Source organism: Shewanella sp. SM73 (assembly GCF_025653795.1).
Lineage (GTDB): Bacteria > Pseudomonadota > Gammaproteobacteria > Enterobacterales > Shewanellaceae > Shewanella > Shewanella oncorhynchi.
Genome location: NZ_JAKKRY010000010.1, coordinates 18,561 through 45,549 on the forward strand (window position 1 = coordinate 18,561; position 26,989 = coordinate 45,549).

Annotated in this window: 22 protein-coding genes; 7 read left to right on the top strand and 15 right to left on the bottom strand. The window is 46.3% G+C overall.

Annotation, left to right across the window (positions count from 1 at the left end; all coding sequences use genetic code 11):
• From cyoD to L5M51_RS14320, 5 genes are all read right to left on the bottom strand, one after another.
• Window positions 1-342 (bottom strand): cytochrome o ubiquinol oxidase subunit IV, encoded by a 342-nt coding sequence (gene cyoD, locus L5M51_RS14300; protein WP_006084647.1) that lies wholly within the window; start codon window positions 340-342, stop codon window positions 1-3.
• Window positions 342-962, bottom strand: a complete 621-nt coding sequence (gene cyoC, locus L5M51_RS14305; protein WP_011787513.1) for a cytochrome o ubiquinol oxidase subunit III — start codon at window positions 960-962, stop codon at window positions 342-344. Before cyoC ends, cyoD begins: the two co-directional genes overlap by 1 nt.
• A gap of 1 nt (window position 963) precedes the next feature.
• Window positions 964-2,943: a cytochrome o ubiquinol oxidase subunit I gene (gene cyoB, locus L5M51_RS14310; RefSeq protein ID WP_105250684.1), complete on the bottom strand. Its 1,980-nt coding sequence runs from the start codon at window positions 2,941-2,943 to the stop codon at window positions 964-966.
• 2 nt (window positions 2,944-2,945) lie between these two features.
• On the bottom strand, window positions 2,946-4,049 hold the full coding sequence (gene cyoA, locus L5M51_RS14315; RefSeq protein WP_263173392.1) for a ubiquinol oxidase subunit II: 1,104 nt from the start codon (window positions 4,047-4,049) through the stop codon (window positions 2,946-2,948).
• Between the two features lie 189 nt (window positions 4,050-4,238).
• The gene (locus L5M51_RS14320; protein ID WP_198572438.1) at window positions 4,239-4,628 is read right to left on the bottom strand and encodes a hypothetical protein; all 390 of its coding nucleotides are present in this window, start codon (window positions 4,626-4,628) and stop codon (window positions 4,239-4,241) included.
• A 615-nt stretch (window positions 4,629-5,243) separates the two neighbouring features.
• Here L5M51_RS14320 and L5M51_RS14325 point away from each other — a divergent pair.
• Window positions 5,244-8,891 carry an EAL domain-containing protein gene (locus L5M51_RS14325; RefSeq protein ID WP_263173398.1) on the top strand — a complete coding sequence of 1,216 codons (3,648 nt, stop codon included), beginning with the start codon at window positions 5,244-5,246 and terminating at the stop codon, window positions 8,889-8,891.
• 97 nt (window positions 8,892-8,988) lie between these two features.
• Window positions 8,989-9,465 (top strand): cytoplasmic protein, encoded by a 477-nt coding sequence (locus tag L5M51_RS14330; protein WP_219254354.1) that lies wholly within the window; start codon window positions 8,989-8,991, stop codon window positions 9,463-9,465.
• 80 nt (window positions 9,466-9,545) lie between these two features.
• Here L5M51_RS14330 and L5M51_RS14335 read toward each other — a convergent pair whose 3' ends face one another.
• The 4 genes from L5M51_RS14335 to L5M51_RS14350 all read right to left on the bottom strand — a co-directional run bounded on the left by L5M51_RS14335 (window position 9,546) and on the right by L5M51_RS14350 (window position 13,556).
• Window positions 9,546-11,054: a DUF3300 domain-containing protein gene (locus tag L5M51_RS14335; protein WP_263173402.1), complete on the bottom strand. Its 1,509-nt coding sequence runs from the start codon at window positions 11,052-11,054 to the stop codon at window positions 9,546-9,548.
• 144 nt (window positions 11,055-11,198) lie between these two features.
• Window positions 11,199-12,563, bottom strand: a complete 1,365-nt coding sequence (locus L5M51_RS14340; RefSeq protein ID WP_105250673.1) for an ATP-binding protein — start codon at window positions 12,561-12,563, stop codon at window positions 11,199-11,201.
• Window positions 12,556-13,251 carry a response regulator transcription factor gene (locus L5M51_RS14345; protein ID WP_105250672.1) on the bottom strand — a complete coding sequence of 232 codons (696 nt, stop codon included), beginning with the start codon at window positions 13,249-13,251 and terminating at the stop codon, window positions 12,556-12,558. The genes L5M51_RS14340 and L5M51_RS14345 overlap by 8 nt, the downstream gene beginning before the upstream one ends.
• Before the next feature lie 2 nt (window positions 13,252-13,253).
• A complete protein-coding gene (locus L5M51_RS14350; RefSeq protein ID WP_105250671.1) occupies window positions 13,254-13,556 on the bottom strand; it encodes a PepSY domain-containing protein in 303 nt (100 codons plus the stop codon).
• 367 nt (window positions 13,557-13,923) lie between these two features.
• Here L5M51_RS14350 and L5M51_RS14355 point away from each other — a divergent pair, with 367 nt between their 5' ends.
• A complete protein-coding gene (locus tag L5M51_RS14355; protein WP_263173403.1) occupies window positions 13,924-14,868 on the top strand; it encodes a choice-of-anchor H family protein in 945 nt (314 codons plus the stop codon).
• Window positions 14,869-14,948: 80 nt separating this feature from the next.
• Window positions 14,949-15,422: a peroxiredoxin gene (locus tag L5M51_RS14360; protein WP_113940228.1), complete on the top strand. Its 474-nt coding sequence runs from the start codon at window positions 14,949-14,951 to the stop codon at window positions 15,420-15,422.
• Between the two features lie 71 nt (window positions 15,423-15,493).
• Here the strand turns inward: L5M51_RS14360 and L5M51_RS14365 are convergent, their stop codons facing one another.
• The 3 genes from L5M51_RS14365 to L5M51_RS14375 all read right to left on the bottom strand — a co-directional run bounded on the left by L5M51_RS14365 (window position 15,494) and on the right by L5M51_RS14375 (window position 17,943).
• On the bottom strand, window positions 15,494-15,883 hold the full coding sequence (locus L5M51_RS14365; RefSeq protein WP_113940229.1) for a YgiW/YdeI family stress tolerance OB fold protein: 390 nt from the start codon (window positions 15,881-15,883) through the stop codon (window positions 15,494-15,496).
• A gap of 154 nt (window positions 15,884-16,037) precedes the next feature.
• Window positions 16,038-17,303 carry a sensor histidine kinase gene (locus tag L5M51_RS14370; RefSeq protein WP_131525517.1) on the bottom strand — a complete coding sequence of 422 codons (1,266 nt, stop codon included), beginning with the start codon at window positions 17,301-17,303 and terminating at the stop codon, window positions 16,038-16,040.
• A complete protein-coding gene (locus L5M51_RS14375; RefSeq protein ID WP_131525518.1) occupies window positions 17,275-17,943 on the bottom strand; it encodes a response regulator transcription factor in 669 nt (222 codons plus the stop codon). The genes L5M51_RS14370 and L5M51_RS14375 overlap by 29 nt, the downstream gene beginning before the upstream one ends.
• A gap of 86 nt (window positions 17,944-18,029) precedes the next feature.
• Here L5M51_RS14375 and L5M51_RS14380 point away from each other — a divergent pair, with 86 nt between their 5' ends.
• Window positions 18,030-19,322 (top strand): DUF5666 domain-containing protein, encoded by a 1,293-nt coding sequence (locus L5M51_RS14380; RefSeq protein WP_263173406.1) that lies wholly within the window; start codon window positions 18,030-18,032, stop codon window positions 19,320-19,322.
• A 37-nt stretch (window positions 19,323-19,359) separates the two neighbouring features.
• On the opposite strand, the gene L5M51_RS14385 is transcribed toward L5M51_RS14380, so the two are convergent.
• The 3 genes from L5M51_RS14385 to ompR all read right to left on the bottom strand — a co-directional run bounded on the left by L5M51_RS14385 (window position 19,360) and on the right by ompR (window position 23,543).
• Entirely contained in the window at window positions 19,360-21,330 is a 1,971-nt protein-coding gene (locus L5M51_RS14385) for a methyl-accepting chemotaxis protein (RefSeq protein ID WP_263173409.1), read from the bottom strand.
• 128 nt (window positions 21,331-21,458) lie between these two features.
• The gene (gene envZ / locus L5M51_RS14390; protein ID WP_263173411.1) at window positions 21,459-22,775 is read right to left on the bottom strand and encodes a two-component system sensor histidine kinase EnvZ; all 1,317 of its coding nucleotides are present in this window, start codon (window positions 22,773-22,775) and stop codon (window positions 21,459-21,461) included.
• Between the two features lie 42 nt (window positions 22,776-22,817).
• Window positions 22,818-23,543: a two-component system response regulator OmpR gene (gene ompR / locus L5M51_RS14395; protein ID WP_006079507.1), complete on the bottom strand. Its 726-nt coding sequence runs from the start codon at window positions 23,541-23,543 to the stop codon at window positions 22,818-22,820.
• Between the two features lie 394 nt (window positions 23,544-23,937).
• On the opposite strand from ompR, the gene greB reads away from it, so the two are divergent.
• Window positions 23,938-24,441 (top strand): transcription elongation factor GreB, encoded by a 504-nt coding sequence (gene greB / locus L5M51_RS14400; protein ID WP_105250662.1) that lies wholly within the window; start codon window positions 23,938-23,940, stop codon window positions 24,439-24,441.
• A 162-nt stretch (window positions 24,442-24,603) separates the two neighbouring features.
• Entirely contained in the window at window positions 24,604-26,967 is a 2,364-nt protein-coding gene (locus L5M51_RS14405) for a Tex family protein (protein WP_263173413.1), read from the top strand.
• Window positions 26,968-26,989 lie beyond the last annotated feature (22 nt).

Here is a 26,989-nt window from a genome sequence, read left to right on the forward strand (position 1 = left end):
TTACATCATCAAAGCGTTGGCTTCGAGTATGATCCACACCGACAGGCCGACGACCATGACAATGATCAGGGCGGTAAACAGGAAGGAGAAGGTATTTACTTTGCCTTCTTTCGAGAAATCTAAGTGCAAGAAGTACTTAAGATGTACCACTATCTGCACTATCGCCATCACTAGCACTAAGCTAAGGGTGGTCGCTTTCTCGAAGTGATGGGTCATTACGGCCCAAAATGGAATGGCGGTTAATACCACTGACAGCACAAAGCCCATTAGATATGACTTAATGCTCGCGGCCAGATCGTCAGTGCCATGGCTAGGCTTGTGAGTATGACTATGTGCGCTCATTAAAGTGCTCCCAATAAATACACGACCGTGAATACACAAATCCACACTATGTCGAGGAAATGCCAGAACAAGCTTAAGCAGCTCAGGCGGGTGATGCTGCGATGACCTAAACCGGTTTTCGCCACTTCAATCATCATGATCGCCATCCAAATCAGACCTGCGGTCACGTGTAAACCGTGCATACCGACAAGGGTGAAGAAGGACGACAGGAAAGCGCTGCGCTGCGGGCCATTGCCATGTTCAATCAGGTGATGGAATTCATAGACTTCCATCCCGATAAACACACAACCGAGGGCGAAGGTGACGAGTAACCAAGCCAAGGTTGCGGCTTTGTTATGGCGTTTAGCAAAAATCAGCGCCATGCCATAGGTAATACTACTAACGAGCAGGGCGGCAGTTTCGATCAGCACAAAGTCCAATTCGAAAATGTCTTTACCCGAAACGCCACCGTCCGTGTTCATGTAGAGCACAGCATAGGTTGCGAAAACCGAGGCAAACAAAATGCAGTCTGTCATCAGGTAAATCCAAAAACCAAACAGAGTGTTGCCACTCGTATCATGGTGTTCGTGATGATCTTCTGCGTGAGCTACTTCTAAATCTGCTGGGATTGCAATACTCATATCAGCCCCTTACTACATTGTTTAAGTGGGCATTTTCAATGCGAGCCACTTCATCGGGTTGCACGTAATAGTCGACGTCATTGTTATAGGCACGGAATAAGAACACGATAAACGCGCCCACTAAGCCCACAATGGCTAACCAGAGAATGTGCCAAATAGCGGCAAAACCCGCGGCAGTGATCCCCAGCGCCATTAAGATACCGCTTGAGGTATTTTTCGGCATATGGATTGGCTGATAGTGTTTGAGGCCTTGATAAGCCACGCCTTTTTCTTTCGCATCGGTAAAGGCATCGATATCAGCAACCTGTGGCAGCTTAGCGAAGTTATAGAACTGTGGTGGTGAAGCGGTTGACCACTCTAACGTATGGCCATTCCATGGATCGCCCGTAGTATCGCGGTTTTGGTCGCGGTCACGGATACTCACATACAGTTGAATAAACTGCAGAATGATACCGACCATGATGATGCAAGCGCCCACAGCGGCTAAGTAGATCCACACGTTCCACGCTGGGTTATCCGTATGGCTAATTCTGCGCGTCATACCCATAAAGCCTAATACGTACAGCGGCATAAAGGCCACGTAGAAACCGATTTGCCAGCACCAGAATGACGCTTTACCTAAACGCTCATTCAAGTGGAAACCTGTCGCTTTCGGGAACCAGTAAGCAAAGCCTGCTAAGTAACCAAATACCGCACCACCAATAATAGTGTTATGGAAATGCGCGATTAAAAACAAACTGTTATGTAGAACGTAATCGGCTCCTGGTAAGGCTAATAGCACACCTGTCATACCGCCTATGGTGAAAGTCACCATAAAGCCTAGCGTCCACAACACAGGTACCGTTAACCGTAGGCGGCCACGGTAGATAGTGAACAACCAGTTAAACAGTTTCACCCCGGTTGGAACCGCAATCACCATAGTCATCACCCCGAAGAAGGCGTTGACGTTGGCACTTGAGCCCATAGTGAAGAAGTGGTGTAACCAAACGATGAAACCTAAAATTGAAATCGCACCGCTCGCCCACACCATAGAGGTGTAACCGAACAAACGCTTAGCCGTAAAGGTTGAGATCACCTCGGAGAAAATACCAAAAGCAGGCAAAATCAGGATGTAAACTTCAGGATGTCCCCACGCCCAAAATAGGTTGATATACATCATGGCGTTACCGCCACCGTCATTGGTGAAAAAGTGGAAATCCATGTAACGGTCGAGCGTTAACATAGCTAACACGGCGGTTAAGATTGGGAATGACGCGACGATCAAAATGTTCGCCCAAGTACAAGTCCAAGTGAAGATTGGCATTTGCATCAGCTTCATGCCGGGGGCGCGCATCTTCAGTACGGTGGCGATAAAGTTCACCCCGGTTAAGGTTGTCCCTATGCCTGAAATTTGCAGTGCCCAGATATAGTAATCGACTCCAACCCCCGGACTGTAAGCCAGTTCTGATAGGGGGGGATACGCCACCCAACCTGTTTTAGCAAATTCACCTAAACCCAATGAAATATTGATCAACACAGCGCCAGAGGCGGTCAGCCAGAAACTGAGGTTATTCAAGAAGGGGAAGGCAACGTCGCGGGCGCCAATCTGCAGCGGCACCACTAAGTTCATTAGACCTATCATAAATGGCATCGCCATAAAGATAATCATGATCACGCCGTGGGCGGTGAAGATCTGGTCGTAATGTTCTGGCGGCAGATAACCTGCGGCGCCGTTGGTGGCGAGTGCTTGCTGGGTACGCATCATAATGGCATCGGAGAAGCCACGAATGAGCATCACTAAAGCCAACACTATGTACATGATACCGAGGCGTTTATGGTCAACTGAAGTTAACCAATTATTCCAGAGTACACTCCATTTTTTGTGTTTAGTGATCAAGGCTGCGATATACAAACCTACCACAGCGACGACCGCTAGGGTCACCATGATGATGGGCTCGTGATACGGAATCGCATCTAAGCTTAATTTACCGAGAAATGACATGATTACTCCGCCTCCACTTTGTGAGTGGATGAGTGCTCTAATGATGAAGGTTCTGTGGATGAGTCTTGTGTTAATGACGGTACAGAAGGTGTTGAGCTATCCATGTCGGCCATGTTCTGTGTATTTTCCATCGCGTGCTCGCCTGCCATATGTGGCATGTCGTGCATACCTTTCATGTCTGCCATGTCAGATGTGTGCTCAGTGCCCATGTGTTCCATGCCTGCGTGCATGTCCATTCCTTCGTGACCTTTCATGCCCTCATGTGAGTCCATGTGCATGTATTGCATCACGATTTGGTCAAACATCCCTTTGCTCACTGAGCCAAAGTATTCAACTGGATTGTATTCACTCGGTTTAGCCAGTGTGGCGTAGGCCGCTGAGTCCAATGTCTTGCCCTGTTGTTTTAACTTGGCAACCCATGCATCGAAGTCGGCAGGTGTTTGAGTGGCAATCGCTTTAAACTTCATGCCCGCAAATCCGGCGCCGCTGTAGTTAGCCGAGATACCGTCGAAGGTGCCTGGCTCGTTAGCGATCAAATGCAACTTAGTGGTCATGCCCGCCATAGAATAAATCTGGCTGCCTAACTGCGGGATGAAGAAGGAGTTCATCGCAGTATCAGAGGTGATCTTAAAGTTCACCGGCACATTGGCTGGGAACGCTAACTCATTGACCGATGCCACGCCTTGTTCTGGATAAATGAATAACCATTTCCAGTCCAGCGACACCACTTCAACCGTGACGGGTTTAGCTTCGTGATCTAAAGGTTTGTATGGATCAAGATCATGGGTCGAACCCCAAGTGATCACACCTAGCACTATCACGATCACAATCGGCACTATCCACACTACGGTTTCAATCGCCGTTGAGTGTGCCCATTTAGGCGCGTAGATTTCCTGATCACGGCCATCGCGGTATTTCCACGCGAAGTACAATGTCATGGCAATCACAGGGATAACGACAATGAGCATGAGTAGGGTGGCGACGATAATCAGGTGTTTTTCATCGATACCGATTTGGCCCTTAGGGTCCAATACTCCGCCATCACAACCCGCGAGCATGAGTGCTACTGCCGCGATTGCTGCTTTACTTAATTTTCGAATTAACAAAGGAAGATTCCTCTAACCCTAAGGTTTACAACTCTGCCAAGCGTTAACTGGCAGTCACACTAAGCGGCGTTATCTGAGCGCAAATCCTGAGACCCAAGAGGCATGACACAACAATGTGCCGCCATTCCGAGGCAAATCTAAGATCCGCTTTCAGCGCTTAATGCTTAATTTTAATTTAAAAACAGAGGGTTAAAATGGCGGAGCGCGACAACCGTGGGCGGTATGTTCGAGGGATTTTAGCCTTGGGGGTGCTAAAAAAAGTGAAGCGTTAGTTAAATCGAGATGATTGAAAAATTTGAAGCAGCAGTCGATTAAATGCCATAACTGCAGAATAACGAGGGGATTGAGTAATAACAGGCTGAGCAAACTAGCGCCGATAAACTCGGCTAAAAAGCCATTGCTGAGGCTGATTAATTCACTAATATCGACACAACCGCCGATCAACACGGATAAAACGTCAGCAATAGGCAGCACAAACAATAACCCGAAAAACAGGGTTAGATTTGTCATGCTAAAGGTTGAAAGCCGAATAGTTAGGTTCAATCTTTCAACAATGAATTGGCTAAGAGCTAATTTCAATTAATGAGTCCGGCTGAACGGGAAAAGGAGTCAGTTGGCAGAACAAAAAATATTCAGCATGTAACTTTTTTATGCGGCAGGAGGATACCAAGAAGCGGCTATTGAATGAAAGCGGATCCCCGTAGTAAAAGGGCTTTAGTATTAAAAAAACCTTAATTAAAACTAAATTGGATCATTAGCCTTACAGAATTAACAGTATTTAAACTGATTTTGTTCTCATAAAATAAAAAATTGTGAAGCCTCTCATTTATTCATTTTGACTAAAGTTGATTTGCTCGTGGCGTCATTGAGTTGATTATAGCCCCCATAAACATGTTAGCTTTACCCGCAAAAAGACTAAGCTTAACTTCTATGGCGGGGCTAATATTGCCGATAGTTGTCTTGATGGGTTAGCTTGTTTGTCGCAAGATTGGGCTCGCCAAGTTTGGCTGTGTGATTAAGTGCATTTGAGATCGGCATCCCAAATAAAAACATCACGTTAAATGAGTGATTGTGTCAGTCATTTACGCTATTTACATTAGATAAACCGATTATTAAACTGTGAACTTATCTCGCCCCTGATATGTGCTTGAGATTGAGCCTGTGAGTAGGGCATGATGCTTCTCAATTCTCGAAGTGCGTCAGCATGAAGGACTACACATAAAGTCATTTATCCCATACCTTAAGGTAAACATTTTCATCGCCTTAGCTTACGTTATTGTAGGTAAAATTGGTTTGATGATTGCTTTGCCGCCTGGATATTCTGCTGCAATTTGGCCTGCCGCAGGTATTGCCATTGCCGCTTGTGTTTTATGGAAAGAATATGCGCCTTGGATTGGCGTGTTCATTGGTTCTTTGTTGATTAATCTCAACATCAGCGGACATATCCATTGGGGGTGGTTGCCCTTTGCGATTTCAATTGGCTCATCTATACAGGCAGTGCTTTCTGCCTATGTTCTTGGACGAGTCGATCATTTATTCACCCTAGATAATCCTAACGCCGTCATTAAATCCTGCTTGAGTTTAGCTTTAACTTGTACTGTAGCGACTGTTTTTGGCAATTTCTCCTTAGTGATTAACGGTACGATTCCACAGTCCGATTTACTGGGTAGTTTAATAAATTGGTGGACTGGGGATTTGCTCGGTGCCGTGATTTTTATCCCTCTGACTATGTTGTTATTTGATAAGCGAGTTATTTGGCGTTCTCGCCGCATTCAGACGGGTGTGCCTCTGCTGGTGGGCTTTTTATTTTGCGTGGGGATTTATTACTACTCAGATATGAATCAGCGCCAACAGTTACAGGATAAGTTTCTGGTTCAATCTAATGCGATTATTAGCAATATTGAAAGTTTTCAAGATGCGAACCTCCAACAAATTGTTGCCTTAGCAAGCTTGTTCGATAATAGCGAGCAGGTTTCTGAGGATGAGTTTGTACAGTTTGGCAAACGAAATATGTTGATGAAAGATGGCTTTAGAGCTTGGTCTTGGTCACCGCTTGTGGCGGTAGCCGATCAGCAAAGTTTTGAGGCATCCATTCGTTCTGTGGTTGGTGGTTCCTACAAAGTGACTCGTCCCGAAGGCTGGCAGGCGAATACTGATGGTTGGCTAGTCCCTGTGATGTATATTCAGCCGCAGATAGGTAACGAAGCGGCCTTGGGATTGGATCTCAATAGTGAGCCGACGCGAGCCGCAGCCATAGCAAAAGTGCGTGCGACGTTAGCACCCGTGATGACAGCCAAGATTCAATTAGCACAAGATCCCAATGGTCCTGGTGGCACTTTACTCATTGCTCCTGCTTTTGACAGATTGGGTAAGATCTCAGGGTTTTGTTCAGCCGTAATTGATTTGCAAGGCATTATTGATGATGTTGATAGTGTAAAAGGGTTGCAGTGGCAACTGACAGATATGAGTGCGGGCGGTACCTTACTTTATAGCAATACTCAAAAATCGTTTCCTGAATTTAGCAGCAAGCTCTTCAGCGATAAAACTGGGCAGTATTTTCAGGCAAACCTGATGTTAGCGGATCGTCATTGGCATATAGTGATTTATCAATCCTATGCGGTGCTGATGGGCGATACTTTTAGCTTATCGCTACTAATGCTGCTGCTCGCCTTTATCACTTGTGCGGTCGTGGGCGGCATGACACTGGTTTCCTCCGGCGAGCGCCAACGTATTGCCGAAAAAGTGACAGAAAAAACCATGGCATTGTCGAAGGAAATTGCCCGCCGTCAGGCTTTTCAAGCTACCTTGGTCGAAAGTGAGCAAAAATATCGAAACCTATTTGATAAGGCCCCTGTGGGGCATGTGCTTAAACGTTTAGACGATGGTCAATTTGTGGCGATTAACCCCGCCTTTCAAGCGATTACGGGTTATTCACTCGATGAGCTTAATCAACTTGATCCTTGGGATCTTACCCCAAAGCGTTATCAATTAAGTGAAGAAGAGCAATTAGAGCGCTTAAAGCAGACGCGCCGTTATGGTCCCTATCAGAAGCATTATTTACATAAAAATGGCCAATTAGTGGCGGTGCGCCTTAACGGGGCTTTAGTTACTGGTGCCAATGGTGAACTGCTAATTTTGTTTATCGTCGAAGATATTACCGAGCAGGAGCGTACCGTTGCGCGGGTAAATCTTTTGGCACAAGTATTTCAGCAGAGTGGTGAAGGCATCACGATTATGGATGCCAACGATATCATTGTGGATGTGAATAGCGCATTTTCTCAGATCACGGGTTATTCCCGAGAGGACATTATTGGTAAAAACTGCCGTTTTATAGAGGCTGAACGAACGGATAAAAGTATCGATTCTCAAGTCCGTGCTGCCCTCGAGCAAACGGGTTTCTGGCAAGGTGAAGTCTGGGATAGGCATAAACAAGGCTACGATTTCCCGAAATGGTTGATGATGTCTGTGGTGCGGGATGATTCTGGTGCCGTGAGTCACTATATTGGCAGCTTTACCGATATCAGTGAGCGTAAAGTCAGTGAGGAACGCATTCATTTCCTTGCCCATCATGACTCTTTGACCTTATTGCCTAATCGACTGAGCTTGCAGTCGCGCCTCGAAGTGGTGTTTAAGGATGCTCTGGTATCCCACAGCCAAATAGCGGTAATGTTCATCGACATGGACCACTTTAAAAATATCAACGATACCTTGGGCCATCATGTGGGCGATCAACTGCTGCTAGAGGTGGCCCGACGTTTGAAATACATCGTTGGTGATAATGATACTGTGGCGCGTTTGGGGGGCGATGAGTTTGTGGTTGCCTTGTCCGATACAAACCATGATGAAGTGGCCAGTTTGGCCGAGGCGCTGCGCAGTGGTTTGAGTCAAACCTATGTGATTAATAATCAAGCATTACATTCATCGCCAAGTATAGGGATCAGTTTATTCCCCAATGATGGTGACAGTGTTGAAGCCTTGATGAAAAATGCCGATATGGCCATGTACCGCGCAAAAGCGGCTGGACGCAATAACTATCAATTCTTTACTGCGGCAATGAACACCTTGATCACTGAGCGCCAGCATATTGAAACTGGCCTGAGGCAAGTGTTAGTAAACGACGAATTACGACTGCATTATCAGCCACAAATTGATATTAGAAGCGGGCAAGTGGTCAGTGTCGAAGCGCTTGTGCGCTGGCAGCATCCCGAATTTGGCATGATAGCGCCTGACCGTTTTATTCCCATTGCCGAAGAGATCGACATGATCATCCCAATTGGCCAATGGGTATTAGAAACGGCGATGGCGCAACTTGCTGTCTGGCGCGCTGCGGGTGCCACTGAGTTGCGAATGGCGGTGAATCTGTCGGCACATCAACTTCGTAAGGATACGATAGTCGCCGATATTACCAATGTGCTGGTGAAGCATAAGTTGGGCAAAGGAGCACTGGAGCTGGAGATCACCGAGAGTGTGGCGATGCAATATCCTGAGCAGAATGCGCGCCTATTAGCGGAATTACGTCAACATGGTATCGAACTCGCCATCGATGATTTTGGTACAGGATATTCCTCTTTATCCTATTTGAAACTCTTGCCCTTAGACAGGTTAAAGCTCGACCGATCCTTTGTGAAGGATATTGAGACCGACTCGAACGATGCAGCCATTAGCGCTGCAACTATTTCTATGTCCCATGAATTGGGGTTAACTGTAGTCGCTGAAGGGGTTGAAAACGAGGCGCAATTGGTATTATTGTCGAGCATGGGGTGCGACTTAGTGCAAGGGTTTTACTTTAGTAAACCCTTAGCGGCAGAAGAGTGTTTCCGCTTTATCCAGCGTAATTTATAACGGTAGACTGTTGTTGTTTTTCTAATGCTGGCGCAGAGTTGGACTATACTTGAGTTCGCATTATGCATGCGTTAATCAAAATACTAAGGATGGTTTTATGCAAGTCATCTTCACTAAAGGTACTCAGCGTTATGGCCAGTTGCGTTGTGTGCGCATGGACGGTAGTGCGACCCAAACCCAAATGCCAGAACAAGGTATAGCACCTCACGATATGATCCACTATGTGGTTGAAAAACGCCTGCATATTCAAGGCGCTTTCTTCTCGCAGATCAGAGCTGGCGCCGATATCAGCTTTACCTTAGAGCATAATGAAACCTCCCGCGCCATCGCTGATAAAACGGAGGTGTGGCAAGCCGAATCCATAGTTGAGACCTTGCAGTCGCTACTGTGGTCGGGTGAAACGCCAACCTATGACGGCTTTATTTATCTGTTAGAGCAAGCCTGTAGCAGTCGAGACTTAGTCGTTCCTACTGTTAACCAAACAGATTTTGATCATATTCTCAATGAGATTATGGATTTGAGTGTCGAGTGGCAGGGAATGGGAGAAGGTCAGTCCTTGACCTTGAAGTTTTAAGCGATTTAAAAATAAGTGACTTAAAAAAAACAAAGAGCACAGATAACTGCGCTCTTTGTTTTACTGCGGCCATAGCGGGATCATTCCCTATGACGACGTTCTTGGCTTTGAGTTGATCGACCTTGGTTATGTTCTACCGAGCGAGCGGTTTGCGCATTTTGACGTGGCTCACTTTGTCTCACTCTCACTCTCACTTCTTCGCGTTGTCTAGGCGCCGCTTGTCTTGGTTGTTCAATGCGTTGTGGCTCTGTACGTCTTGTTTCAGGCCGTGGCGTTTCAACTCTTGGGGTCATAGTTCTTGGTTTTTCTTGCCTTTGTGACTGTGCCCTTTGTTGATCGACATTACGCGGCTGTGACTCCCGAGTTTGATATTGCCTTTGCTGAGGCTCCTTTGATGGCATTGGCTTTGACTGCACGGGTCTTGATTGCATGTCATTATGCTCCTTGTGGGTTGGTGTTTGTACCATAGGGGCGGAGCGACGTTCCTTTAACTCGGCTTGCGTTTTCTGATAACTCGGCGCGCGGTTATCACGTTCACGGCTGACGTTATGATAGTCTTTATTATCACGACTTTTATTGCCCTGATTACTCATATTACCCAGATTACTATGGGTATCTTGACGTTCTTTAGACTTCGAATATTGGCTATTGAAGTGCTGTTTACTGCCGCTTGAGTGTGAATCTCTGCCGCGATATTTATCATCATGGTAATAGCGTTGTTTCACCACTGGATTGTGATAACTCACACCGCGTCTATGTTCGGGTTTATGTTTCCAAGGTTGTGCGCCATGGCTAACACTGTATCTTTCCCGTGGGCGATATCGGTGTGAATGGCGATAGTCGATCACCACCACTTTATGGTTGTGCCAGTGGAACGAACTGAAGAAGTAGTTAAAGGAAATATGGATGCCCGGTGACCAGTAGAAATGGTTATGACTCGGACGATAGGGATAGCCAGCATAGCCGCCAAATTCCCAATATACGGGTGGATAAGCCACTCCCCAACGCCATGTGCCGTAAACCACGCGTGGATCGTAATAGGGGACGTAGACGATTTCTCGCTTAGCGGGTTCTATGATGATCTGATTGTTGGCGCGGGTAATTGCCATGTTATCCATGTCCGCTAAGCTATTCGCTTTATCAGCCTGTTGTCTTAGGGACTGAATGCTGTTCATCACTTGGCCTTCATCTTCTAAGAAGGCTTCACCGAGTCTTTGAGTCCATTCGAGATCTTCACTCATTTTTTGCAGCAGAGTCGGGAAGGCCAGCAAGGCTTTGACGCTCGGGTCCCAGTCCTGATCTTCGGCTTGCGACATAATTTGGTCGATCGATGATTTGGGGCGCTGGGTTAACCAACGCTGTGCCTGCACTAATTCGAGTGGATAAGTTGAAGCGATAAGTATGTGGGTCAGTAAGCTATCGGGATACAGGGCAATAGGCGCCAGCATTTGTTCGAGTTCGGCTTGGCTTGCCGCTGTGCTCGATCCTTGGCTCGCAGATATGCCCGCAGCCTGTGCTGTGGTAGTGAAAGGCAAGGCCACTAATGCCGCCGTTAACACTAGCCAATTCCATCGATGTAGTCTGTTCATGGTTTGCTCCAATAATCCTGTTCGAGGATGTTATGGGCATATTAGGCGTGTGAATATGAACATAAGCTGAAAGTGTTTTGCGGTTAAATATTTATAGCCAAGTTTTAAGAGAAGTAATAAATATATCACATTGAAAATAAAGACTTAAACTGAGTGTGCAAAGCTGATGCTAAATTTGGCACCACCTAAGGTTTCTGAACGAGAGACAGAAATTCTGCCGTTATAGCTGTCGACTAAATCGCGCACAATAGCAAGCCCAATACCATTACCTTGAAGGTAGGAGTCTGCGCGAATACCACGTTCAAAGATTTGATTTTGCAAGGCTTCACTGATCCCTGGGCCATCATCTTCGATACAGATTAGCAGTTGATAGGCATCGCCTGTGACCGTTAATGTCACCGTAGACTTCGCGGCTTTACAGGCGTTGTCGAGTAAATTGCCTAGAATTTCAGTCAGATCTGCTTCATCCCCTTTGAATACTGCGTGTTCTACCATCTCGCCGCTGAGATTGATTTGTGGCTCTCGATAAATTTTAGCTAACGTGCGTAATAACTTAGCGGCGACTTCATCGACACGAATACCTAAATGCCACGAGGCCGCCGCTGCGGTTTGGGCGCGTTTTAGCTGGTGGCCAATGATCCGGCTGATCACTGATACTTGCTCACTGGAGGATTCGCTTAAGTCGGCCTGACTCTTGATCACCGCCAGTGGCGTTTTGAGGCTATGGGCTAGGTCGGCCAAGGCATTACGATAGCGTTTTCGTTGGGTTTGTTCGGTATTGAGCAAAATATTAAGCTGCCGAGCAACCGCTTGTAATTCAGTGGGGTACTGGCTACTTAGCTGCATCGACTTACCTTGCTCGACGGAATGTAACTCTTGGGTAAAGCGTGCTAAAGGTCGCAACGTCCACAGTAACCAACTTAATTGAAACACTAACATGACTAACATTAAGATCAGCAGCCAAGTCCAAAGCTGTTGATTAAACTGATCAATTTGCTGCTGAAATTCCCGTTCGTCTTTAATGATGTGGATTGTCACTGGCACGTTTTGATTTTGGCTGGCAAAACTGACACTAAAGCTATAAATCAAATGGAGTTGATCGGCGAGCTCGATTTGCTCAAATGCGCTTTGACCCGTGGCTGGGATGGTAAAATGTGGCGGTGGCGTAATCCCCATAAAAGATTGCGAATGCCACACTATATCTTGTTTGCCGCTGGCGTCTTCAGTGGTTGCAATGGCATACAGCCCTGATTGAATGAGGTTAAAACGATTCTCTAACACTAACTCTGGGATGGAGATTTGTTTGTTTTCGACTTCAGTCACCGCGAGAATCGAATAGACATAGGCACTGAGTTCATTCTTGGTTGCGCTTTTAACTTGTTCAGTAAAGGCATCGTTTAAGGCAACGCCGATCAAGGGTAATAACACTAAGATAAATAATAGCGCGCTGGCAACTAAGCGTGCTTTTAGGGAGTTCAACACTTGCCACGCCATGGCGCGTTTACTCATCGGCTGCTTGCCCGGACGTTAACGCTTTTAGGCGATAACCTTGGCCGCGCAGAGTTTCAATTAAGTTGTATTGATTATCTGGGTCGAGTTTTTTGCGTAACCGGCGGATAAAGACTTCGATGACGTTAGAATCTAAATCAAAATCCTGATCGTAAATATGCTCTGTGAGTACAGTTTTTGATTTGACTTCGCCTTGATGCAACATAAAAAATTCGAATAACTTGTATTCAGAACCACTGAGATTAACCAGTTCTTCGCCTTTACGTACTTCTAGACTGCTGGTGTTAAGGCTAAAGGGGCCGTTGTAGATCAGGGGGCTGGCCTTACCGGCAGAGCGACGGATCAGGGCTTTTAGTCGTGCGATGAGTTCTTGGGGATGGAAAGGTTTCGTCAGATAGTCGTCGGCACCGGCATCGAGTCCTTCAACCTTATCTTGCCAACTGTCCCTTGCGGTTAAAATCAGGATAGGAAAGTCGCGTTTTTGTTCACGCACGCTACGGATCAAGGCGATACCATCGAGCTTAGGCAAACCGACATCGATTATCGCCGCATCATAGTTGTATTCGAGCGCTTGAAATAAGCCTTCTTCACCATCACTCGCCACATCGATACTGTAATGGGCATCGAGGAGATGTTGCTTTAAGTTAGTCTGTAGTTCTATATCATCTTCAACTAGTAACAATCGCATCGTTAGTTCCTCGAGACTCGGCCCGTTGCGGCATCTACTGAAACAGAAAATACTTGGCCATCATTATTGAGGATTTTAATACGATATCCCGATCCGCTGGATTGTACGCTCAATACTTTGCCTTGAAATTGTCGTTGCGCCATTGCCACCGCTTGATCAGGGCTATTGACCGCTAGACGGCGCTGCTCATTCTTCGCACCTTGGTTACGAGGCTGATTGCGATCATCATGTCTATCATTGCCTGCTATGCAACCAAAGGAGGCTGATAAGCAAGTGATTAGGGCCAAGGTCAAACCAAGTTTCATATCGGGTACCCGCAATGTTCAGCGATCTTAAGTTAATGAGTGAGATGGATAACTTATCGAGTCGACTAAGAATACCTCATCACCTTAACAAACACATAGAGATCAGCCAATTGGTTGGCACAATTCCTTCAAAATTAACTCTGACAGTTATTTTGTTATTCGTGACAGAACTGAAGTTCTGTTGGCGAGTCTATCTCTATGCTCGCGCTTGTATCGTTTAAGTTTTGTGAGTGTTACCCATTCCAGATGAACTCGGGCTGAACGTATCTTCTGGCTGAGAACAGTGGGCGTTGATGTTCAGCTTATGTTCACCTTCATTGCACTTTAATAGCTCCAATTTGAACGGGTTATCCATAGGATATTCAAGATGAACACACTCAATAAGCAAGATATGGCAGCCACTGTTAATGTTAAGCTGTTTATGGCAACGGCTATTGCAGCTCTGTTTTTAGCGTCTCCTGCCGCTAGCGCTCAGCCCCGCGAACTGGAGTCATCGCAAAGCTTAACGCCATTTACAGCAGCCAGTGTTGGTATTGCCAAAAAAGCAGAAAATAGCGAGCAAGCTGCTGAGCAGGAACAACAAGCTTTAGCTTTGTTACAGCAAGCCGCGCCCGCAAAAAATGTCACTGAAGTCGCCGCTGCAGCCGTTAAATCCTTGGCGCCAGCCTTATCATCCAAAGCGCCGACGGCAAACCGAGTGCAACTTATGGGCGCCTCGCCGATGACGCGTGAGCAAGTAATAGTGAAACATGCGAGCCAAGGGATTCCTAGTTCGAGCGCGACCAGTGAAGATCCCTACCGCGCACCTGTGTATCACAGCTTTTCGATTTTTGATGCCAGCAGTCGTTTGTTTGAAGACTTTGACTACGATGGGTTTTATCAAACGTTTAGCGTGACCTTCGACGTTGATGTCAATGGTGCATATCTTAATGAAAGAGCTGATTTATTTGCCGAGCTTTATCTCAGTCGTGATGGTGGCCCTTGGGTGCATTACTACACCACAGACGTATTTACCATTTACGGCGATTCGACACAGGACGATTACGAAGTGTTGACCACGCTCTATACGGGTTATGCGACGGATCACTATGATGTGTTGATTGATGTGTATGAAGTGGGTTACAGCGATATTGTTGCGACCATTAGCGCCGATGAAACCGATAGTTTGTATGCGCTGCCATTGGAGAGTAGCGATCGAGACAGAGAGCCCGACATTATCGTTGTTGAGGAAAGTGGCGGCGCCTTCTCAGTATTAGGTTTGTTATGTCTTATTTTGTGTGCGGGGCTGCGGTTGAATCGAACTCGAGTCTAATCGCCCTTATTTCTCTCGGTGTTTATCTGCGGTAAATAGGGCTAGTATGGATGAGTTATTTTAACTAAATGGAGAAAGACATGATTGCTCAAGGTCAAACATTACCCGCGGCCACATTAGGTCAACTGACTAAAGATGGCATGGTGAATCACCAAGTTACCGAATTGTTCGCGGGTAAAAAAGTCGTATTGTTTGCAGTGCCAGGTGCTTTTACTCCAACGTGTTCTGAAGCGCATTTACCTGGCTATGTGGTGTTAGCCGATCAATTTAAAGCGAAAGGCGTGGATTTGATTGCCTGTGTTGCTGTGAACGATGCCTTTGTGATGAAAGCGTGGGGCGAAGCACAAAATGCCTCTGAATTAATGATGTTAGCCGATGGCGATGCCAGCTTTACTAAAGCCTTAGGTTTAGAGATGGATACTGCCGGTTTTGGTGGCGTGCGTTCACAACGTTATGCCATGATCATCGATAATGGTGTAGTGACTCTACTGAATGTAGAAGAGCCAAAGGCTTTTGAAGCCAGTAAAGCTGAAGTTGTTTTGGCCGCTATCTAAGCGTATTTAAGACATGAAGTTTGGATGTGACCAAAGCCAGCCATTGATTGGCTGGCTTTAACTAAATCAATTTATTGTACGATTTGAATGTTGTCTGCATCTATGGTCACTTCAGACCAATCTTTATCCACTTCACCACGAATAATGACCTGAGTCTCAGGTGTTACTGTGTTGCCGCGCCATAAATCATCATCAATTTCGACCTTAATATCACCCGTAGCGTCACGGAAAATATAATCATCGTGTCCAATGGAAGAAATGATATGGCCCGTTAACTCAATTTGGGCGTCATCACTGGCATTGAGCGCGCTCACCACATCATGAATCACTTGTCTTGCGCTCGGCCCTTGGAAGCCACCCTGTATTTGAGGTTCACCCGTTGTAGGTTGAAAGCCTGCTTGGCTGGCCATAGTCGTGAATGAAAGTGCCATTGCGAAAACGGTAAGAGTCATTTTATTCATCTGTTTGTCCTTTCTATGGTTTTATGTAACTCAGCCTCAATGGCTATTACAGTGTTGCGAGCATAGTGCCAAGACAAGCGTGAAGCGGTTGTGAAGATTGGGTTTGCAACTCAGAATTTGCTAAAACGAGGTCATTTATCCAAGCTAACTTCAGTTAATGGGCATTATCTATAAACTGAACATAAGCCTGATAGCTAGCACCATCGTTTTGGGTTGAAAATGCCCAGCCCATTCGCTCGCAAATACGTTCAATAATAATTAATCCGCAGCCATAGCCTGAAGTATCAGTACTTTGAGTGCTTAGTGGATTCAGTATCCATAATTGGTTGCTTTGCATCGTAATTTCAATGTTTCCGGCACTGTAATTGAAAGCATTTTTAATTAAATTACCTATCACTATGTCAATAAAGCTCAGTGGCGCCTTGATGCTCAAGCAATCTTTAAGCGTTAAGCTGTAGGTGATTTCTTGCTTGGCAAAGTGTTGTGCCATCTCAGCTAAAATGTGTTCAAGGCGTGGTGCTAAATCAATTTGGCTGTAGTGCTGGGATTCAATGTCTTCTTTTCCGAGAAGTAAAAAGGCCTCGGTGAGCGTTTTCATTTGATGCCCTGCGTAATCAATACGTGTAATGGCTTTTTTGACCATTAATTGTTGAGCCTCGGTTGTCGCATTGGGGATTTTTTTGAGCAATTCGACCGAACCTTGGATCACCATAATGGGCGTGCGTAGCTCATGGGAGGCAAAACGACTAAATTCTTGTTCCCGAGTGAAGTAGGCGGCAATTTTAGCTTTGTTGCTTAATAGGGTTTGCTCAATCTGGCGGGTTTCACGGTATGAAGTACTCGGTGTTGATGTCGGTCTTTTGGGTGATAGTTGATTGATTTTATTTTCAATCTCAGCAAGTGGACTGGATAGCAGACGTACAAAATACAATCCATACGCCATGATAAACAGGAGCAAACCGATCCCCATAATAGAGATCAAAATGTGCATTCTATCTTCATAGCTATCAAGGAAATCGTCCGCGTCATCCTTATAAACCACATACAACAGCCCTTGCCCAGAAGGATGAGCGGATATCAAAAAGTGTTTATCTTCATCACCCAGTTGATGTTCGTAAAATCCGGTATTTTGATAAGGTTGCAGCCAAGCTGGTACAAACTCTTTGCTCCAATATGTTTTCAATTCATTGATATCGGGGAGCTGTGCTTTATCACCAAACCTTTGATAATTTTTTAGATATTCGCGAGTCTCTGTGGCCAGCGTTTGCTCGAGGCTAATCTTCTCAATTTGTTCTTCGGCGATATAAATGAGGCTCCAAAAAATGGCAAACATCAAGCTAGTTAATACTAAAAAAGTGAGGCGGATTTTTTTATATAAACTCGGAAAATGCTCAGGGGATAAGTCGGTAACCTTGGCCATGGATAGTCTCTAATTTTGAGTCTGAAAAACCTTTATCGAGTGCACTGCGTAAGCTGTATATGTGGCTGCGAAGTGAATCACTCGAAGGTGCATCATCTCCCCATACTGTATCTACCAATTGCTCTTTACTCACGATAGCGGGCGCATGTTTTAGTAACAGTGAAAGAATGGTGCGCTGAATTTTACTGAGCTTAATTTCTTTACCAGCACGGGTAACTTGATGGGTTTGCAAATTTAAACTGATATCACTGAAGCGCAAAATACCCACATCTAAACGTGGGCCACGATTATGCAGTGAATGCAGTCGTAAGCATAATTCTTCCATCGCGAAAGGTTTATTTAAAAAATCATCCCCACCTGATGTAAAAGAATCAATTTTATCCTGCAGACTATCTTTGGCGGTTAAAAATATAATCGGTGTATTACAATAAATTTCTTCACGCAGTTTTTTGACCGTATTAATACCGTCTAATTTGGGCATCATAATATCCATTATGATGACATCGTAATGGTTTTGTTGAATTAAATTGATTGCACTTTCCCCGTGATATGCACAGTCGGCAATAATACCCTCTAGGGTTAAATAATCCATGATTGTCTCAATAACATCATGATTATCATCAACAATTAATACTTTCATCGGTTAATTCATTTCTTCACATTTGCTTGACGATCTTCATACTAAGATGCCCAGCACTGATTTAACAAGACATAATAGGGAAGAAAATGAATAAACTCTTAGTCTGTATTACGGCCATTTTGCTAGCAGGTTGCGGTGGTAATGATTCATCAACAGATACCTCTAAACCCGATCCTATCGTTCCACAACCTACGTTACCTGCAAAAATTAACGGTACAGTAACAAATATTGCTTCTGACAATAATTCGATTACGGTCAACGGATATAGCGTAAATATCGCTAATGCTAAGATTCACTATGGACAACAGCCGTTAGAGGTTAATGCCATTCAAATGGGGATGAGGGTCAAAATTGATAATGAAGGCCAACAGGCTAAAAATGTCATATTAGATCCAAGCCTTGTGGGTGAAATCAGTTCCGTTAATCAAAATACTATTGCCGTTAATGGGATTAATTTAATCGTTAAACCAGCGGACGCGACTCAGTATAAAGTAGGCGATTGGGTGGCGGTAAATGGTTATCCAACGGTAATGGGAGAATGGCAGGTTAATTCTATAAACCTTATCCCCAATTTTGCGTTTGCTGAAATCGAGGGACGTGTCTCTGGATTAAACAAGGCCACGCAACAATTCAATATCGGTTCGGCAGTGATTAATTATGCTAACGCACGTTTAGAAGGTGGCTTACAGGAAGGCGCATGGGTTGAAGTGGAAGGCCAGCAAAGTGGTGCTTCATTTTTGGCCTCTGAAGTCGAAGTGGAAGATACGGCGTCTTTTAACGATATGGAGCTAGAAGGGACTATTACTTGGGTCAACCAAGATAAAACGCAGTTTGAGCTGAATGCCCGTACTCGACTCTATGTCACTACAAATACTCAATTTGAAGATGGCAAGCAAGCTAACTTGGTTGAAGGCAAGCTAGTCGATGTAGATATTCAATCTATGCCGCAGGGTTTATGGGCCAGAGAAGTTGAATTTGAAACATCACATGATAATGGTGGAATACCTCCAACCTTAGGTAAAAAGTTCGAGCTAGAAGGTCTGGCGACACTGACTACCAATAATCAGCTACAAATTAATGGATTTACATTTGATATTGATGCCAGAACTCAATTCGATGACGGTTTAACTTTAGCGACACTTGACCAAAAATGGATTCAAATAGAAGGAGTTGAACTCGCAGACAACCAGTGGTTAGTGAAAGAAGTTGACCTTGAAGTGCGAAGCAATGAGCTTGATTTGTCGGGTTTAGTGATGCAAAAGACCTTGTGGGGCTATCAAGCGACTGATGCTTCATTAACGCCATTTGAAGGCAAATGGGTTGATGTCGAATGTCAGTTCGATGGCTCTAATATCCACAATTGTCGAATCGACGATTAAACACAAATAGAGAAATTAAGTGAGTAAACGTGCGGTTTTAGGCCGCACGGTTTATTTGGCTTTGCCCAATCCCCAAGCTGGTTTCAATATCTTCTACACTCTGCTGTACTTCTTGGGCGATGACCTCACTTTGCTGTGAACTGGTTTGCGCTTGTTCTTTTAAACTATCCATAGTGCGAACAAATTCATCGAGATAATCGACTTGCTCTTTGGCATTTAGCGAGCCTTGTTTAGCGGTATTGGCCATGTCGCTCGCTTGGTTTTGCACCGTTTGCGCCACTTGCCATAGGCTCTGAGCACGCAGTTTCTGGCTGCTGGTGGCCTGTGCTATGCCATCGACACTCTCACTGAGCGCATGATTTGATTGGGTCAGTTGCTGCAGAATTTTCACGATCTCATTCAAAGACACTTGGGTGCGTTGGCTTAAATTACGCACTTCATCGGCCACCACGGCAAAGCCGCGACCTTGCTCGCCAGCCCGCGCAGCTTCGATGGCAGCATTAAGGGCGAGTAAGTTAGTTTGCTCGGCAATATTGCCAATCACATCAATGATTTTCGATACATCCGTCACTGAGTTATTTAGGCTTTCAAGGGACGAATGGCACAGACCGACCGCGGTTTGTGTTTGCTCGGTCGCGCTCAATACCGCCTCGGCTTGTGCTTGACTCGACTGCATTTGGCGCATGGTTTCGGCTGCGCTGTCTTCCACAAGTGCCGAAGTGTGGCTCACCTCATTGGCGAGGCTGCGGATATGTTCGGTCTGTGTTTGCGTATCGGCCACAATCGTTTGGGTGTGCTCTGTGTGTTGTGATAGCTGAGTAATGCGCGCCACCAGTTGGCTTAATGATTGAGAAACCTTAGTGATTTGCTGGCGCTGTGCCTCGTCTTCCTGTTCAAACCTGTGCAGTAACTGGTTGAAATGTCCTGCGATTTGGCCCGTCTCGCAGCGACGATTAATGTCTAAACGCTCGCGGCTGTTCGATTCGCTTAATTTCATAAAAGCTTGGTTGAGACGTTTTAGCGGTTTGACGACGCGATTTTGCTGCAGGATTAAATAACCAATCGCAAACAAGGCCATGATAGAAACCATAGTGTAGAGGATCAGCTGTAACTCATATTTCAGCTGCTGATTCTTTGCCGCCTGAGCCTCACCTAAGCCAATAAGCTGTTGTTCCACATTGCTAATCGCATGAATGAGTTGATCTTGCATCTCTTGGTTGGCTTGCAGCAATTGGTGCGTGTTGGCGACTTCTTTGTTATATCGATTGGCGAGACTCAGCAGTTCACTGCGGTCACTTTCGCCGACTTCAATCTGTTCTGGTTCGCTGGCACCGAGGGCAAACTCATCGGCTTCTTGCTGCTCATATACACCGATTAACTGCAGAGCGCTAAGGGTGTCGTGCCACGTATTTAGCTCTTTGCTGGTGCTGTCTAAAATGCCCTTGAGCTGCTGATTTTTACCGATCAGATAACCATCGGTCAACTGGGAAAGTTGGTAGACGATAGAAGGTAAATCGCGGCTCAATTGCAGATATTGTTCGGCGACCGCCGCATTTGTGGCTAAGCCTTTATTGGCATAGCTGCCCAGACGACGGTTGTAGTCGAGCATTTCAGATTCGGCGTGGGCGAGCAGTTGCCTAGGATTGCCAGCGAGTTTACCCGCGGCGCGGTACTTGGTATCTAAATCTTGAATGAAGCCACTTAGGCTGGCTTGCAGGTCATTGTCGGTAGCGCCCATGGCTGCGAGGTTAAGCTGCGTGAGCTGGTTCTTAATGGCGCTGAGTTTGGTTTTCGCTTGTTCAAGTTGGCTAGCGTTGCCACTGGCTAAATAGCCATCGAGATCGCGGCGTACACCGACGAGAAAATCCTGCTGAATAGCTTGTAATGTCAGTGTTTGCTGCTCAATTTGTTGCCGCTGATCACTGCTCCACAGCACTACGGCTGCTAGCAATCCCGCGAGCAATAACAACAGGGCAGAAGCAGAAAGCGACAGCGTTGAAATTTTCATTTTGCAATCTTCATAATGGTCAGAGCCAGTAACTGTGCTGAGTTTATGAATTTAGCGTGACATTAATATGACAAGCGCCCACTTGGATGTCAGCGTTGTCATTTGATTTGCAAATATGTGATCTCGCGTTATTCCAGCGGCAGCCACACTTGGGCTTTTAAACCGCCTTCGGCGCGGTTGGAGAGGGCAATTTGCCCTTGGTGTCTATCAATAATCCGTTTGATAATGGCGAGGCCTAGGCCCGAACCAACACTACCACGGGCGATATCACCTTGGGTAAATGGTTGAAATAATTTGTTAATTTGCGACTCGTCGATCCCAGGACCGTTATCTTCAACGCTAAAACCGATACGTTTACCATCGAACTGTGAGCTAATGCGGATCCAGCCTGAACCATAGCGAAAGGCATTTTCGACTAAATTACTCAGTACCCGTTTAATGGCAATCGCTTGGAATTGGGCTTCTGGGCAGTCAGTTAACACCACTTCTATTTCACCGGCGCGATTGGCCTCTGCTTGAGCGATATCTTGAATGAGTTTATTGATTTGGCCTAGCTCACGGCTGGTTTCCTGATCTTGGCGAATATACGCAATAAACTGGCTGATGATGGCGTCCATATCTTCGATATCATTGACTATGCCATCTTTAAGATATTGATCTTCCTCAACCATCATCTCAGAGGCGAGGCGAATACGGGTGAGCGGTGTGCGCAAGTCGTGGGAGATCCCCGCCATCAATAGCGCTCTGTCCTGCTCCAGTTGCTTCATGCTGTTCGCCATCTGGTTGAAAGCATTGGTAACTTCGACAATTTCACTCGAACCTTTTAGCGGCAAGGGATCGGGAAATTCACCGCGGGAGACTGAAATCGCGGCTTTTTGTAGTCGCCTAAGTGGGCGGTTTTGCTGGCGAGCAAACCACCATCCCCCAGCGACACTAAGTGCGCCAATCACCATTAAATAAAGGGTGAGTGGCGAAAGATCTGAAACATTTTGGCCGATAAGTGGCACTTTTATCCAAATCGAGGGCGCCTGTGGTGGACGGATCCAAATCTGTAATACGCTGCCATGGGTGACGCGGACTTCAGCATCGCCGCCAAGATATTCCGACATCTGCGATGACCAGAAACCATAGTAAGTGGCTTGCTCAATACCCGCTTCATGCGCTTGCTGTTGATTGTAGATTTTCATGCCATCGTCGTGGACTTTGGCATTAAGGGCATCGACTATGGTTAAGTGTTCGCGGCCAATATCTATACCGTCGACAAACAGTAATTTGACTTGGCGAGCGATTAACTGATTGATTTGTTGGTAACTTGGCTTAAGTACATAGACGGCGACCGTGACATAAGACACCAGCTGATTGATCAGTAATAGGCAACCAATCAGCATCACGGTTTGACTAAATGCGCTGCGAGGAACAAACCGCCACCAAAACTTAGGTTTCATCGTGGGCTCAATAACCGCAGGAGATTAAGATGGCAGCGCGGCTCATCGACGCGCGGCACCATCGGGTACAAACACATAACCTAAACCCCAAACCGTTTGAATGTAGCGAGGATTCGCGGGATCTTTTTCGATTAAGCGGCGCAGACGTGACACTTGCACGTCGATGGAGCGTTCTAGCGCCGAATAATCGCGGCCACGGGCGAGGTTCATCAACTTATCCCGAGACAAGGGTTCGCGTGGATGGGTGACGAGCACTTTAAGTACGGCAAACTCACCGCTAGTGAGCGCAATCGATTCGTCGCCGTGGTACATCTCACGGGTCGCTAAATCCAGCGAGAACTCACCGAAGCTAATCTGTGCTTCCTGCTGAGCGGGCGCACCGGGCACATCTTGGGTTTGGCGACGCATCACGGCTTTGATCCGCGCAAGTAATTCCCGTGGATTGAAAGGTTTTGGCAGATAATCGTCAGCGCCCAACTCTAAACCAATAATGCGGTCGACTTCATCGCCCTTGGCCGTCAGCATCACGATCGGAATGGGGTTACCTTGCTGGCGCAGCCTACGACAGATAGACAGGCCATCTTCACCGGGCAACATCAAGTCGAGCACGAGTAAATGGAAGTTTTCACGTTCTAATAGGCGATCCATCTGCTCGGCATTGGCCGCGCTGCGCACCTGATAACCTTGCTCCATCAGGTAACGCTCGAGTAACGCTCGCAGGCGCATATCATCATCGACGACGAGGATTTTCGAGGTTTCTTGTCCCATGGGATGTCCTTTAATTGCTCAGATTGGTGCTTATTCTACTGATGAGAAACAGTTAAGATTAACCAACTGGCTGAAATTGAAAACGAATCTGCCTAATATAGCCGCATTCAACCAAGGCGACTAGCTCACCTTAGTAACTTGAATGCGATAAATGCTGACATTGATTGCCCAATGTTAATACTAAGCAAATGAAATTGCATGGGAATACTCGCGTTTATTCACGCTATAGCTGAAATTGTAACTAAATTGGCATCAGCAAAAGAGGTGATTTAAAAGCCATTATGCACAGAGATGATTTAGTGAGTTAACTTTAGCGTCCAGTCTGAGTATCATCAGTCTAATATATTATCCCGCATCAATTGTGGTCGTTTAATCCAACGATTGAGTAATGAGTATGAAAGCGCATTTGATCACCCGACAGGGTTGGCAAACTTTAGATAAAGAATTGAAGTATTTGTGGAAGGAATATCGGCCGCAAATCACCCTTAAAGTCCAAGAAGCGGCGGCGCAGGGCGACCGTAGTGAGAACGCGGACTACACCTACAACAAGCGTTTGTTAAGACAAATTGATGGCCGAGTCAGATACTTAGTTAAGCGGTTAGAAGAATTAAAAATCGTCGATTACTCGCCGCAGCAGGAAGGCAAAATATTCTTTGGCGCTTGGTTTGAGCTTGAAAATGAAGCCGGTGATCGCGTGCGTTATCGGATCGTCGGTAAAGATGAGCTCGATACAAAATTAGGCTATATCACCATCGACTCGCCCATGGCGCGTGCCTTAATCGGCAAGCAAGTGGATGATGAGGTGCTAGTGCAAACGCCCTCGGGTCCAAAAGAGTGGTATATCAATCAGATCCGTTATACCCCTTTTGAAACTACTCTCGCCAGCGAGGCGAATTAACCACAGAGTTGCCGCTCTTAAAATAACGGCGGTAGTCACGGGATTGCGGGAAAGATCAAACTCTCTGATTTGACCTAGGCTTTAGCATGAAACATACGGGGCGCCTGTGGTATCTTTGGCGCAATAACGACTTACTTTACAGTTAGGCACGACACTTTATTTATGCAAACTAATGCACATAACATCGCTCTGATAATCGCTCAAGAACTGAATGTTCGTGAGCAACAAGTTGCCGCAACCATCACTCTGCTTGACGATGGTGCGACAGTTCCCTTCGTTGCCCGCTACCGTAAAGAAGCCACGGGCGGTTTAGACGATACACAACTGCGTACCTTGTACACGCGTTTAGGTTACCTGCGTGAGCTGAACGACAGACGCCAAGTGATCCTGTCTAGCATCCAAGCTCAGGGTAAGTTAACGCCAGAATTACAATGGGCGATTGACGAGGCAGACAGTAAGACACGCCTCGAAGATTTATACCTGCCCTTCAAACCTAAGCGTCGTACTAAGGGCCAAATCGCTATCGAGGCTGGGCTTGAGCCATTAGCCGATGCATTACTGGCTGATCGTAGCGTAGATGTCGAGACCACCGCGGTAGGCTATATCAATAGCGAAGCGGGTTTTGCCGATGTTAAGACTGTGCTCGAGGGCGCGCGTTATATTCTGATGGAGCGCTACGCCGAAGACGCTGAATTACTGCGTAAAGTGCGTGAGCATTTAAGCCAAAACAGTGTGTTAGAAAGCCGTTTAATTGCTGGCAAAGAAAAAGACGGCGCGAAGTTCCGCGATTATTTTGAGCATACAGAACAGTTAGCTAAGATCCCATCACACCGTGCACTGGCTATGCTGCGTGGGCGTAATGAAGGTTTCTTAACCTTATCTATGAATGCCGACCCAGCAGCTGAAGCGGGCCAAGGTAGTTACTGCGAAGTGATTATCTGTGATCATTTAGGGCTGAAATTAGGCGATAGCAGCGTTGATCAATGGTTGAAAACCGTGGTGACGGCGACATGGCGTATTAAGATTGCCCTGCAGATGGAAACTGAGTTTATTTCGCAAATGCGCGAACGCGCTGAAGCCGAAGCGATTAAAGTCTTCGCTCGTAACTTAGGTGATTTATTGATGGCCGCTCCTGCGGGTGCGAAAGCCACCATGGGACTCGATCCTGGTTTACGTACCGGTGTTAAAGTCGCAGTGGTCGATAACACGGGCAAGTTGTTGTGCCATGCAACGATTTTCCCACACGCACCGCAAAATCTGTGGGAAAAGTCGATCCGTACTTTGGCTAACTTAGTCAAAATGCACAAGGTTGAGTTGATTGCGATTGGTAACGGCACTGCATCACGGGAAACTGACAAGCTGGCCGCTGAGCTGATTGCCGAAGTGAAAGATACCCATCCACATTTGACCAAAGTGATGGTCAGTGAGGCGGGTGCGTCTGTGTATTCTGCATCGGAATTGGCGGCGTTGGAGTTTCCTGATCTTGATGTGTCGATTCGTGGCGCTGTGTCTATCGCCCGCCGCTTGCAAGATCCATTAGCCGAGTTGGTGAAGATTGAGCCTAAGTCTATCGGTGTCGGTCAATATCAACACGATGTGAGTCAAAGCCAATTATCGGGTTCGCTGGAAGCCGTGGTGGAAGATTGTGTAAACGGCGTGGGTGTAGATCTCAACATGGCCTCAGTGCCGTTATTGTCACAAGTGGCTGGTTTAAATAAGACGTTAGCGAAAAATGTGGTCGATTATCGCGATGCCAATGGTCAGTTTAAGAATCGTAAAGAGCTGCTGAAAGTACCGCGTTTAGGGCCTAAAGCCTACGAGCAAGCGGCGGGCTTTTTGCGTATTCGAGAAGGGGACAATCCACTCGATGCCTCGTCTGTGCATCCAGAGGCTTATTCGCTAGTGGAAACTATCGCTAAGACTAAGCAAGTAGAGTTGGCGAGCCTGATGGGTAACTCTGATTTGCTGCGCAGCATCAAGGCTGAAGAGTTTATTACGGCGGAATTTGGCTTGCCGACGGTGACGGATATTTTAGCAGAACTGGATAAGCCAGGACGCGATCCCCGCGGTGAGTTCAAAACCGCCAAGTTTAAAGATGGTGTTGAAGAACTTAAACATCTGAAACCTGAAATGGTACTCGAAGGCGTAGTGACCAACGTGACTAATTTTGGTGCCTTCGTTGATATTGGCGTACATCAAGATGGACTCGTGCATATCTCTTCTCTAACCGACAAGTTCATCAGCGACCCGCACACAGTGGTGAAAGCGGGAGATGTGGTGAAAGTCAAAGTGATGGAAGTTGACGTTGAGCGCCGCCGCATAGGTTTGAGCATGCGTTTGGATGAAGCTATCGACCAGAGCAAGCCACAGCAAAGACCACACAATCCTGCCAGAACTAATCATGGTAAAACACCGCAGTCAGCGAAACCGGCTGCGCGTCCTGCGCAGAAGCAAACACCTAAAGCGCCAGCAAACGCGGCCATGGGCAATGCCTTTGCCGATGCCTTCGCTAAGCTGAAAAAGTAGACGCTGTAATGTTAATACTCGG

Coding starts and splice junctions, on each gene's coding strand:
- cyoD (WP_006084647.1), bottom strand. CDS start 342: ATGAGCGCACATAGTCATACTCACAAGCCTAGCCATGGCACTGACGAT.
- cyoC (WP_011787513.1), bottom strand. CDS start 962: ATGAGTATTGCAATCCCAGCAGATTTAGAAGTAGCTCACGCAGAAGAT.
- cyoB (WP_105250684.1), bottom strand. CDS start 2,943: ATGTCATTTCTCGGTAAATTAAGCTTAGATGCGATTCCGTATCACGAG.
- L5M51_RS14330 (WP_219254354.1), top strand. CDS start 8,989: ATGCAAGTCATCTTCACTAAAGGTACTCAGCGTTATGGCCAGTTGCGT.
- L5M51_RS14335 (WP_263173402.1), bottom strand. CDS start 11,054: ATGAACAGACTACATCGATGGAATTGGCTAGTGTTAACGGCGGCATTA.
- L5M51_RS14340 (WP_105250673.1), bottom strand. CDS start 12,563: ATGAGTAAACGCGCCATGGCGTGGCAAGTGTTGAACTCCCTAAAAGCA.
- L5M51_RS14345 (WP_105250672.1), bottom strand. CDS start 13,251: ATGCGATTGTTACTAGTTGAAGATGATATAGAACTACAGACTAACTTA.
- L5M51_RS14350 (WP_105250671.1), bottom strand. CDS start 13,556: ATGAAACTTGGTTTGACCTTGGCCCTAATCACTTGCTTATCAGCCTCC.
- L5M51_RS14355 (WP_263173403.1), top strand. CDS start 13,924: ATGAACACACTCAATAAGCAAGATATGGCAGCCACTGTTAATGTTAAG.
- L5M51_RS14360 (WP_113940228.1), top strand. CDS start 14,949: ATGATTGCTCAAGGTCAAACATTACCCGCGGCCACATTAGGTCAACTG.
- L5M51_RS14365 (WP_113940229.1), bottom strand. CDS start 15,883: ATGAATAAAATGACTCTTACCGTTTTCGCAATGGCACTTTCATTCACG.
- L5M51_RS14370 (WP_131525517.1), bottom strand. CDS start 17,303: ATGGCCAAGGTTACCGACTTATCCCCTGAGCATTTTCCGAGTTTATAT.
- L5M51_RS14375 (WP_131525518.1), bottom strand. CDS start 17,943: ATGAAAGTATTAATTGTTGATGATAATCATGATGTTATTGAGACAATC.
- L5M51_RS14380 (WP_263173406.1), top strand. CDS start 18,030: ATGAATAAACTCTTAGTCTGTATTACGGCCATTTTGCTAGCAGGTTGC.
- L5M51_RS14385 (WP_263173409.1), bottom strand. CDS start 21,330: ATGAAAATTTCAACGCTGTCGCTTTCTGCTTCTGCCCTGTTGTTATTG.
- envZ (WP_263173411.1), bottom strand. CDS start 22,775: ATGAAACCTAAGTTTTGGTGGCGGTTTGTTCCTCGCAGCGCATTTAGT.
- ompR (WP_006079507.1), bottom strand. CDS start 23,543: ATGGGACAAGAAACCTCGAAAATCCTCGTCGTCGATGATGATATGCGC.
- greB (WP_105250662.1), top strand. CDS start 23,938: ATGAAAGCGCATTTGATCACCCGACAGGGTTGGCAAACTTTAGATAAA.
- L5M51_RS14405 (WP_263173413.1), top strand. CDS start 24,604: ATGCAAACTAATGCACATAACATCGCTCTGATAATCGCTCAAGAACTG.